This window comes from Varibaculum sp. (assembly GCF_008661855.1).
In the GTDB taxonomy this organism is placed as follows: Bacteria; Actinomycetota; Actinomycetes; order Actinomycetales; family Actinomycetaceae; genus Varibaculum; species Varibaculum timonense_A.
On sequence record NZ_RPZY01000009.1, the window covers coordinates 37,638 to 47,244 of the forward strand.

The window sequence follows — 9,607 nt, forward strand, 5'->3', positions numbered from 1 at the left end:
ATCTTAGCCTTGCCAGTTACTTATAGTTTTGACCACGACCTCGGCTGCTTTACCGTCTCCGTAAGGGGCTTGGTCGGTAGCTTTTGCCGGAGGGCGCTGGGCAGCTTTCACCAGGGTAGCTCCCGGTTCAACTAGCTGGTTCCACCCCAGTTCTACGGTCTCTACCCATTCAGTTTCAGGACGTACGGTGGTGCACATGGTTCCCAACAAGAATGCTTCCTTTTGTAGCCCTCCGGAATCGGTTACCACTCCCGCCGAATGCAGGGCGGAAGCTACCAGCTCCGGGTAAGCGAGAGGACGATGCTCCAAAAGATTTCCGCGGGAAAGCTGGATACCGTGCTCTTTGCACTTCGCCACCAGGCGGGGGTGTGCCAAGATAACTGTCGGCAAATCCAGGTCGGCAAGAGAATCAAGGATTTGCTCTAACCGATTTTTATCGTCGGTGTTATCGGGGCGGTGAATAGTGGCGAGCCGATATGCGCCCTCAGAAAAACCAAATTCCTCCATAATCGGAGAAGGCTTCTCTTTTACCTGCTCTTTTACCTGTAAAACTACGTCGGTCATTACGTCACCGACTACTACGGTGCGCTCGGCTAGACCTTCGTTACGTAAATGCTCGGCTGCAACCACAGTGGGAGCAAGTAACAAGTCAGCGGCATGATCGGTTAAAACCCGGTTGCGTTCCTCGGGCATTCGGCGATTAAAAGACCGCAGCCCTGCCTCTAAATGGGCGAGCGGTAGATGCAGCTTTACCGCTGCGACCGCGGCAGCCAAAGTAGAGTTAGTGTCGCCGTAAACTAAAACCCAATCTGGTTGGTATTTTTGAAACACTGGTTCAAGGGCGATTAGCATTTTCCCGGTTTGTTCGCCGTGGTTGCCGCTGCCTATCCCTAAATGCTCGTCTGGGTCAGGAATCCCTAAGTCACGGAAGAACACATCCGATAGCATCGGGTCATAATGCTGCCCGGTATGCACAATAATGTGCTCCGCTCCCTGCTTTTCTATCGCTTTTGCAATGGGGGCAAGTTTAACGAACTGGGGGCGCGCTCCAACAACAGACAGAATCTTCATAGGGTCATTCTATGTTTAACTGCCCTAGTAAAGAACCAGGTTTAGGTAGCGGGATTGCGCGTTAGTAACCCCAGGTCAAACTTTTTGGCTACTTTAAATGCCATCGCCAACATGAAGAGCAGCATCGCCGCCATGGTCAAACTCATGATAACAACGGTTGTAAGCATGGTGAGGGGCGAGAAGAACAGAATCGCTAAGGGAACCGCGCAATAAAAAATCGCGAAAACCAGCATTCGTTCCTGGGTTTCGGTAACTATGAAAATATTGGAAATTGGGGAGGTAAGCACGGTTACCAGAATCCAGGGGGTGAGGGCGCGTGCATAGTAACCTGCCTGATCCCACTGCGGACCGAAGAGGAAGACAAAAAGCCAGGGAGCGAAGATAAACACCAGCGTAAACACCGGGATAGCGAAGAGAGTTAATTTCTTGGTTACATTCTTTACTAAGGGGAGCATTTCGCCCGGTTTTACTACCGCCATTCTTTGGTAAAACACCTGGGTCACCGAAGCAGTAATGAACCCCATCGGCACCTGCAATATTCCTTGCGCCTTGCTGAATTGACCGAGAACCCCGGCTCCGGATAAACCTACTATGAGATTCATTCCGTTGTTTCGTAGGGCATCTACCATCACATTTGGGCCGTTGAGGAGTGGCATTTTACGGTAGCGAACCGCTAACTCCCGCAGGGAAGGAAGATTTTCGGTTTTGTCCGGGCGTAGGTCTTTCCGGGTTTTCCACAGCAAAAGCATGAGGGCTAGAGCTTGACCGGTAATCGTTCCCAGGAATAAACCGACCACGGAAGGGAAGAGGAAAAAGAATCCTAGTTGTAAAACAGCAACGCCGGTGGTTTGGATGACCCGGTTTTGCGCAATCAGTTTGTATTCAGTTTTCCGGGTCAGCCAGTATTGTACGTTAGACAGTTCTGCAACCTCGTAGACTGAGATGCCAGCAAAAAACAGGCAGATGGTTAGAGGTCGAGATTGGTAGGTTTTCCCAACCCAGTCGGCGCCTGCAATGCAAAGCAGCGAAGTCAAAATAGAAGCTAGTAGAATGCATCTGCGCGCTAGGCGGCGAACTTGTTTCGCTACCGAATCTGATTTCGGTAAGACTATTGCCAGGTCATAGCGCAGAGAAGCAATGGTGGCGGCAAAAGCAGAGATGGAAGAAAAGATGGCGAAATGCCCAAAATCGCTAGGGGTGTATAGGCGTGCCAAAGGAATTGCCAGCGCAATTCCAACTGCCTGGGCGATAGCAGTTCCAGTAACCAGGGTTAGGACATTGTTTAGGAACGTGCTGCGGCGTAGAAGAGCAAGAAGTTTTTTCCGAATGCTTTTTATTTGCACTACTTCCTCCCTGCTTCCTAGCTTCTCTGCTAAACGATACCTAAGGTGATGAAATCTAGGGTCTCAAAATCCAGATTAGCTAACGCTTGCTTCCTAACAGTTCCCTGATAATACTCCTCGCAACCTCCGCGTCTTTATCGAAACTTAAGTCCCTTGCGGCCGCATCTACGTTTTGTTTATAGACTGCAATGTTTTCGGAGGTTAAAGTGTTTAGAGATTCAACAATCTGTTCCACTGAGAAGCCGGAAGAAACTATTCCTAAATCGTACTGTTTAACAACATCAACCATTTCGACTGTGGGACCTACCGCCACCGCTAGCCTGGCCTGAACAAAGTCAAATAGTTTATTGGGCAGGGTGAGGCGAGCATTGGTGTTGAAGGGGGGAATCCAAAATACCCCGACATCGTATTGATTAAGTGTTTTCGGTAGTTCTGCCGGTTTTACCGGATCGTGGAACACGATACGCGGTGATCCCTTAGCCAGGGATTTTAGTTCTCGTAGATACTTGCCCCCATCATTTGCTGGAACCAAATATAAGTCGAGGGTGAAGCGCTCTCCCGCGGCGACAACTGCCTTGATTGTCGTTTCTAAAGCCCGGCCAGGAACGGCACCTCCGGAATGAACTAAGCGAATCTGTTCGCTTCCGGTTTCTGTTGGTAACAAGTTCTGGAAGGGACAAGAGTTTCGCATTACCTGGGGCTGAACGCCAAAAGTTTCCTGATACAAATGCGCGATTCTGCCGGCAACGGTAGTTTGAGCGCTGGTAAGGGGAAGATATTTCTTGCAGATATAGCGAATATAGGGGGCAACTAAAATCCGCCAAGAGGCGATATGGGTTCGCTCTTCCGGCGCCCATTCATGCAAATCCGCCCACACCGGGGTGGAGTCACCAGCGGCATAGAAAGCCACTGGCAAGGCTCGAGCATCATTAGAGATAACCAAGTCGAATTGGCGGTCACGCAGCAGCTCGCGAGCACGCTTTAAGGCAGGTGCAGCGAACTCGCTTGCCTTATGTAAATGCAACGCTAGCTTCAGCACTCCCGGAATGGTTTGCGGCAGCGAGGGCAGTTCGCTAGGAACTTGCAGGTGCTCATCGCTGCCCTCCGGCTGCTTGCCGTACCCCAAAGTAGTTACGTGTCCGAAGTCTTTCACCACGCTGAGCTGTCGCAACAGACGAGCATCACGCTGAATATCCGAAAACGAAATAACCAGTATCTTGGGAGTCGAACGCATATAGGCATCATACCCAAGTCCTCTAGAGGGCAGAGACTGGTCAGCGCTGTTTAGCAGATTTAAGAATTTCTTCTGTTACTTTCAGGGCTTGCAGCGCCTCGGACATAGAGACATGCTCACTGCCTTTGCCTAAAATAGCGTCCCGGAAGTGTTCATGCTCTACCCGCAGCGGTTCGCGTTTCGCTAGTTCGTAGCGGGTAACTTCGCCCTCGGAAACCCCGCGGAAGTTAGCTACCTGAGTCCATTCCACCGGTAAGGAGCCGTTACGGTAAAACGTAAGGTCACCCATGAGGGTATCAGCGACCAGTGCGCCCTTTTCGCCAATCACAATGGTCTTGCGATCCTTGAAAGGACATAGCCAGTTCACCAGGTTATTTACCAGCACCCCGTTTTCCAGTTTGCCGACCACATTGACCATGTCCTCATTTTCGCGACCAGACCGGTAAGCGGTCACCGCCGACACTGACACATAGTTAGAACCCGCCACCCAAGCAGTTAAATCCACGTCGTGGGTAGCTAAATCCTTGACTACCCCCACATCCGAAATCCGTGCCGGGAAGGGAGATTGGCGGCGGGTAGAAATCTGGTAAACCTCGCCCAACTGTCCCGCAGAAATCCGTTTCTTCATTTCCAGGAGGGCGGGGTTGCAGCGTTCCACGTATCCCACGGCACCGACCAAAGAAGCATCCGCGAACGCTTTTACAATCCTTTCCCCGGATTCTGCATCGGTAGAAAGTGGCTTTTCTACCAGGGTATGTACCCCAGCCTCGGCTAGTTTCAACGCGGTTTCCTCGTGGAAAACCGTAGGAACTGCCACTACGCAGGCATCTAGCCCTTGCGCAATCAAGGCATCAATATCGGGGAGGAGATTCATCCCCTCGGCAACCCCGAACTTATCGCCAGCTGGATCCGCCATCGCTACCAGGTCTACGCCGGGCAGCTCGCGGATATTACGTACATGATGCCGGCCCATCGAGCCGATACCAATAATTCCGTAACGCAGGTTCGCCATGTTTTATGCACCCGCCTTGGCTAGTTTGTTTACCGCTTCCACAATCCGCTCCAAATCGCCTTGCGAGAGGGAGGGGTGAACCGGTAGCGACAGGCATTCCTTCGCTGCCTTCTCGGTGTGCGGCAGTTCCAGTCCCGGTGCATAGGGCGCAAGAGATGGCAGGCGATGGTTAGGAATCGGGTAGTACACGCCGGAACCAACCTGGTATTCATCTTTCAAGGCGGCAGCAAAACCATCGCGATCCTCGCTGACCCGGATAGTGTACTGGTGGTAAACGTGTTCAGCCTCTGGCGCTACCGGGGGAATCGTGACCCCCTGTAGATTCTCGTTTAAGAACTTCGCGTTGGCGCGGCGCTTTTCCATCCAGCCGGCAACCTGAGACAGCTGCGCCAAGCCGATAGCGGCGTTAATATCGGTCATCCGATTATTTAGACCCACCAGTTCGTTCGCATAGCGCTGTTCCATGCCCTGGTTACGAATCATCCGGGCTTCACGTGCCAGTTCACCGTCCCCGGTGGTAATCGCCCCGCCCTCGCCGGCAGTCATATTCTTGGTGGGGTAGAAGCTGAAAGCCCCGAAAGCCCCGAAAGTACCCACCTGCTGACCGTTCCAGGTAGCACCGTGAGCTTGGCAGGCGTCCTCGAATACTAACAGGTCGTGACGTTTAGCAATATCCATGATGGCGGTCATGTTCGCCGGGTGTCCGTAAAGGTGAACCGGCAAGATAGCGCGAGTCTTCGGGGTAATGGAAGCTTCAATCGATTCAGGATCCAGACAGAAATAGTCGTCCTCGATATCAGCAAAAACCGGGGTTGCGCCAATAATCGCTACTGAGTTCCCGGTGGCCGCGAAAGTAAAGGAGGGGACGATTACTTCGTCGCCAGGTTTGATCCCGGCAGCCAGCTGTCCCACGTGCAAAGCGGAAGTGCCCGAATTGACCATTACTGACTGCTGACCAGTTCCGTTAGCCATTTGAGCAGTGAACTTTTCTTCAAACTCTGCTACTCGCGGACCTTGCGCCACCATGCCGGATTTTAAAACCGCGTCCACCGCGGCGCGTTCCGTATCGCCAATAATGGGTTTAGCGGCGGGAATAAAACTAGCGCTCATAAGTAAAGTAACCTTCTTTTTCTGGTGGGAGCAGATAGCTCCTAAAATCTAACGTTTCTTGGGTCTCGTCCCTATGTCACCACCATTATAAGTGTCAGAGCCCTTTACATCTATAAGAAAACTTCTGCATGATTGGTATCCTGTAAGTCGTAAATTAATCCTCAGGGAAAAGAGGGAAACGTAGGGGTATGGCAGCTAGAGATGACACCTGGGTGATTATCCCCATATATAACGAAGAACAAGTGATAGGTGAAGTGCTGTCTGAACTTCTGCCAGTTTTTCCCCACGTGATCTGCATAGATGATGGTTCTCGCGACCGAAGCGCGCAGAAGGCAGCTGCTAGCGGTGCCACCGTTATTCGCCACCCCGTGAACCTGGGGCAAGGCGCGGGACTGCAAACGGGGATTGAATACGTACGTGCTTTTACCCCGGCGAAATACTTAGTCACCTTTGATGCTGACGGGCAACACCGGGTAGAGGACGCCCTCGCCATGGTGGAGCAAGCCGAAAACGAGGACTTGGCAATAGTGTTCGGGTCTCGATTTTTATCTCCTAAAACCCAGGTGGGTTGGTTGAAACGATTGGTGTTAAAAACCGCAGCGCGAGTGACTGCCAACCGTACCGGTATGCAGCTGACCGATGCCCATAACGGCTTGCGGGTTTTGCGACGGGATGCATTCGAGCAGGTGAGCCTGCTGCAAAACCGGATGGCGCACGCCTCTGAGATTGTCGCGCAACTGGCGCGGACCGGACTGCCTTGGGCGGAACACAGTGTACTGATTCGCTACACGGAGTATTCCAAATCCAAGGGGCAATCTCTGCTTAACTCCATAAATATCCTTACCGAATTGCTCGTCAAATAGGGGTTGAAGATGCTAATAAAAATCCTGCTGATTGTTCTGGTGCTGGCAATTTCCCTCTATATGTTCAAAGCCAACCTGGGGGCAAAACAGACCGCCTGGCGTCGCCTGGGAATATTAGGTTTTGCAGTTGCTGCGGTGATTGCGGTTATTTTCCCGGAAATTACCACGAAAATTGCCCGATTCTTAGGGGTCGGGCGCGGCGCAGATCTTTTGCTGTATTTACTGGTAGTGCTGGTGCTTTACAATATGTTGGTGCAGGCTAAGCAGCGTAACGCAGCCGAGCGTCGCTTGACGAAAGTGACGCGCGAAGTGGCGATTAATCAAGCAATTATTGGCAGAAACGAACATAGCGGTCTTAGCGGAAACTCTCGCGAAAAGCTTCAAAATGAAAACCAGTCAGATTTTCCGCACGATGTGAGCGCGAACGGTTAAAGCTAATCAAATCACCTTTAATCAGCGTGAGCGCAGAAGAGTCTGCTGGGGACAAATCAGGGCAGGGTAGCTAGTTTTCGTGATCGCGATACTGCTTTAAATCTTCCTCAGTACCCGCAAGCTTCTTTTTCTTGTGTTGTTTGGCAACCTCGCCCGCAAAATCAGGAACATACTTGGATACTGCTACTGAGGGGCGCACGTATCCACTGGAGTCGGGACGTGGAGGAAGTTTTATCGGCTCTGCCTCGCTTTGAATCTCCGTGTAGGGGATAGAGCTGAGGAAATGATGAATCATATTCAAGCGTGCCTGCTTCTTCGAGTCAGACAGTACGTGATGCCAAGGCGCGACGGAAGTATCCGTATGTACCATCATGTCGTCTTTGGCGCGAGAATAATCTTCCCAGCGGGTGATGGATTCTAAATCCATGGGGGAGAGTTTCCATTGGCGCAAAGGATCACCTAATCGGGACTCAAAACGTTTATATTGAACTTTATCTGAGACGCTGAACCAGTATTTTCGCAGGTATATTCCGTCCTCTACCAGCATTTGCTCAAAAATTGGGCATTGACGCATAAAAAGTTGCACCTGTTCGGGGCGGGCAAAGCCCATTACTTTTTCTACCCCCGCCCGGTTGTACCAAGAACGATCGAAGAGGACGATTTCACCGGCTGCGGGCAGATGCTCGATATAGCGCTGAAAATACCATTGAGTTTCTTGCCGCTCTGTCGGTTTAGGTAGCGCCACAATCCGGGCGACTCGCGGGGAAAGATATTCGGTCATCCGTTTAATGGTGCCGCCTTTGCCGGCCGCGTCGCGTCCCTCAAAAATAATGACAATCCGGGCTCCGGTAGCTTTCACCCAGGTCTGTAGTTTGCCTAGCTCTCCCTGTAAACGGTACAGCTCAGCCTCATAAACCTTATTAGGGATTTTTTGTACCTTGATTTCGTCGGCTTCGCTAATCCCATTTTCTGTCTGGCTCATCTGCGTCTCCTGACTTCGCGATAATAAATAGGTTAGAACACCGGGTGGTTTCGGCGGGGCGAAACGGGGTAGAGATTTCGGTATTTTGGAGAAGAAAATCGGCTAGGGCTTTCTTTGAGGTTCTTCAGGGATAGGGCGCGTTGCTGTTAGTGAGCTGAGATTTTTATTTTAGAGGACGAAGTATTTGTCAAGGGGTGGGCGCGGGAAGAAAAAACGGGATATTTTGGGAGTATGGAATTCAAAGTCATTGACCATCCACTGGTAAAACATAAACTAACTATTTTGCGGGATAAAGACACTCCTTCGTCAGTGTTTCGGCAGCTAGTAGATGAACTGGTTACCCTGCTTGCCTATGAGGCGACTCGTCATGTGCGGGTTACTCCTAAGCAAATCGAAACCCCGATTCAATCCATGAAAGGCGAGGTTATCTCAACTCCTCGTCCGATTGTGATTCCGATTCTGCGCGCAGGGCTAGGGATGTTGTATGGAATGACTGCCCTGCTTCCTACCGCTGAGGTCGGTTTTTTGGGGATGAAACGTGACGAGGAGACTCTGGCAATCGAAACCTATGCGAATAGGTTGCCCCAAGATTTAACTGACCGGCAAGTTTTCTTGGTGGATCCGATGCTCGCTACCGGGGGGACTCTGGTGGCAGCAATTGAGTATGCCCTAGAGCGTGGGGCGCGCGATGTGACCTGTATTTGCTTGGTGGCGGCTCCTGAGGGGGTTGAACGGGTTAAAGAAGCAGTTGGTGAGCGCGCCGAGGTAACCGTAGTGGTGGCGGCGCTCGATGAGGGGCTTACCCCGCAGGCTTATATTCGCCCTGGTCTGGGCGATGCTGGCGATAGGTTGTATGGGATTGTAGACCAGTAGTGGTGCGTGGCGCGGTTAGCGAGATTGCGTTGCGGGGTGCTGGTGACACCGTTTCGCGCGGTTGCGTTACGGTGGTTGCTTTCGGCTGCGGTGGGGTGAAGGGTCTCGCCGCGGGAGTCGTCACATTTTCACGCCTAAAGTTTAGTTCTGGTGTCCATATCCGCTAGACTTTTGAAGGTCTGTTAATGCAGATGCTGATGGCGTATTTTCGTCACCAGTGGTAGCGGTTCCTCGCTTTTCGCCTCAGGTACCTACGGTGCCTTCGGCCGCGAGTAACCACACCAACAACTGAATAGAATTACCTGGTAGCGTGTCCGAGCGGCCGAAGGTGCAGCACTCGAAATGCTGTGTGGGGCAACCCACCGTGGGTTCAAATCCCACCGCTACCGCAATGTGATGTCCCGCGACATATGTCCGCATATGTCGCGGGATTTTTTGGGTTTTTGGGGTGGGTGTTTCGGGTCATTTGTCCGTTTTGGGTTTGGGGGGTTTCAGGACATTTGTCCGTTTTTTGGTTGTTAGGTTTTGTTGGGGTTGATGGTGTGTTCGGCGATGATTTCCCCGGTGTTTTTGTTGATGATTATGGTGTGTGGTCCGTGTATTAGGGCGATTACGGGGTTGTTTTTGTGGGCGCGTACGAGGCGGAGGTGGGTGAGTTTTCCCTGGTATCTGAGGGTTATGGTTCAG

General features: G+C 51.7%; 9 protein-coding genes and 1 tRNA gene. 4 read left to right on the plus strand and 6 right to left on the minus strand.

The window, feature by feature from the left end; genetic code table 11:
- Positions 1-3: 3 nt before the first annotated feature.
- The 5 genes from wecB to QZT94_RS01145 all read right to left on the minus strand — a co-directional run bounded on the left by wecB (position 4) and on the right by QZT94_RS01145 (position 5,770).
- Positions 4-1,071: a UDP-N-acetylglucosamine 2-epimerase (non-hydrolyzing) gene (wecB, locus tag QZT94_RS01125; protein WP_296761958.1), complete on the minus strand. Its 1,068-nt coding sequence runs from the start codon at positions 1,069-1,071 to the stop codon at positions 4-6.
- Positions 1,072-1,112: 41 nt separating this feature from the next.
- On the minus strand, positions 1,113-2,414 hold the full coding sequence (locus QZT94_RS01130; RefSeq protein ID WP_296761955.1) for an oligosaccharide flippase family protein: 1,302 nt from the start codon (positions 2,412-2,414) through the stop codon (positions 1,113-1,115).
- Positions 2,415-2,493: 79 nt separating this feature from the next.
- Positions 2,494-3,648, minus strand: a complete 1,155-nt coding sequence (locus QZT94_RS01135; RefSeq protein WP_296761953.1) for a glycosyltransferase — start codon at positions 3,646-3,648, stop codon at positions 2,494-2,496.
- 40 nt (positions 3,649-3,688) lie between these two features.
- Entirely contained in the window at positions 3,689-4,660 is a 972-nt protein-coding gene (locus tag QZT94_RS01140; protein ID WP_270627017.1) for a Gfo/Idh/MocA family oxidoreductase, read from the minus strand.
- Between the two features lie 3 nt (positions 4,661-4,663).
- Positions 4,664-5,770 carry a DegT/DnrJ/EryC1/StrS family aminotransferase gene (locus QZT94_RS01145; RefSeq protein ID WP_072510217.1) on the minus strand — a complete coding sequence of 369 codons (1,107 nt, stop codon included), beginning with the start codon at positions 5,768-5,770 and terminating at the stop codon, positions 4,664-4,666.
- A gap of 188 nt (positions 5,771-5,958) precedes the next feature.
- Between QZT94_RS01145 and QZT94_RS01150 the strand changes: the two genes are divergently transcribed.
- Positions 5,959-6,633, plus strand: a complete 675-nt coding sequence (locus QZT94_RS01150; protein WP_072510216.1) for a glycosyltransferase family 2 protein — start codon at positions 5,959-5,961, stop codon at positions 6,631-6,633.
- A gap of 9 nt (positions 6,634-6,642) precedes the next feature.
- Complete coding sequence (locus tag QZT94_RS01155; RefSeq protein WP_296761948.1) at positions 6,643-7,065, plus strand: DUF2304 domain-containing protein; 423 nt, start codon at positions 6,643-6,645, stop codon at positions 7,063-7,065.
- A gap of 70 nt (positions 7,066-7,135) precedes the next feature.
- Here the strand turns inward: QZT94_RS01155 and ppk2 are convergent, their stop codons facing one another.
- Positions 7,136-8,047 carry a polyphosphate kinase 2 gene (gene ppk2, locus QZT94_RS01160; protein ID WP_296761946.1) on the minus strand — a complete coding sequence of 304 codons (912 nt, stop codon included), beginning with the start codon at positions 8,045-8,047 and terminating at the stop codon, positions 7,136-7,138.
- 231 nt (positions 8,048-8,278) lie between these two features.
- On the opposite strand from ppk2, the gene upp reads away from it, so the two are divergent.
- Both upp and QZT94_RS01170 read left to right on the plus strand, forming a co-directional pair.
- Positions 8,279-8,920, plus strand: a complete 642-nt coding sequence (upp, locus tag QZT94_RS01165) for a uracil phosphoribosyltransferase (RefSeq protein ID WP_072510213.1) — start codon at positions 8,279-8,281, stop codon at positions 8,918-8,920.
- A 304-nt stretch (positions 8,921-9,224) separates the two neighbouring features.
- A tRNA-Ser gene (locus QZT94_RS01170) sits at positions 9,225-9,309 on the plus strand.
- The last annotated feature ends 298 nt before the right edge of the window (positions 9,310-9,607 follow it).

Bases quoted from the DNA above. Each gene is read 5' to 3' on its own strand.
- upp (WP_072510213.1), top strand. From the start codon at position 8,279: ATGGAATTCAAAGTCATTGACCATCCACTGGTAAAACATAAACTAACT.
- ppk2 (WP_296761946.1), bottom strand. From the start codon at position 8,047: ATGAGCCAGACAGAAAATGGGATTAGCGAAGCCGACGAAATCAAGGTA.
- QZT94_RS01135 (WP_296761953.1), bottom strand. From the start codon at position 3,648: ATGCGTTCGACTCCCAAGATACTGGTTATTTCGTTTTCGGATATTCAG.
- QZT94_RS01150 (WP_072510216.1), top strand. From the start codon at position 5,959: ATGGCAGCTAGAGATGACACCTGGGTGATTATCCCCATATATAACGAA.
- QZT94_RS01155 (WP_296761948.1), top strand. From the start codon at position 6,643: ATGCTAATAAAAATCCTGCTGATTGTTCTGGTGCTGGCAATTTCCCTC.
- wecB (WP_296761958.1), bottom strand. From the start codon at position 1,071: ATGAAGATTCTGTCTGTTGTTGGAGCGCGCCCCCAGTTCGTTAAACTT.
- QZT94_RS01140 (WP_270627017.1), bottom strand. From the start codon at position 4,660: ATGGCGAACCTGCGTTACGGAATTATTGGTATCGGCTCGATGGGCCGG.
- QZT94_RS01145 (WP_072510217.1), bottom strand. From the start codon at position 5,770: ATGAGCGCTAGTTTTATTCCCGCCGCTAAACCCATTATTGGCGATACG.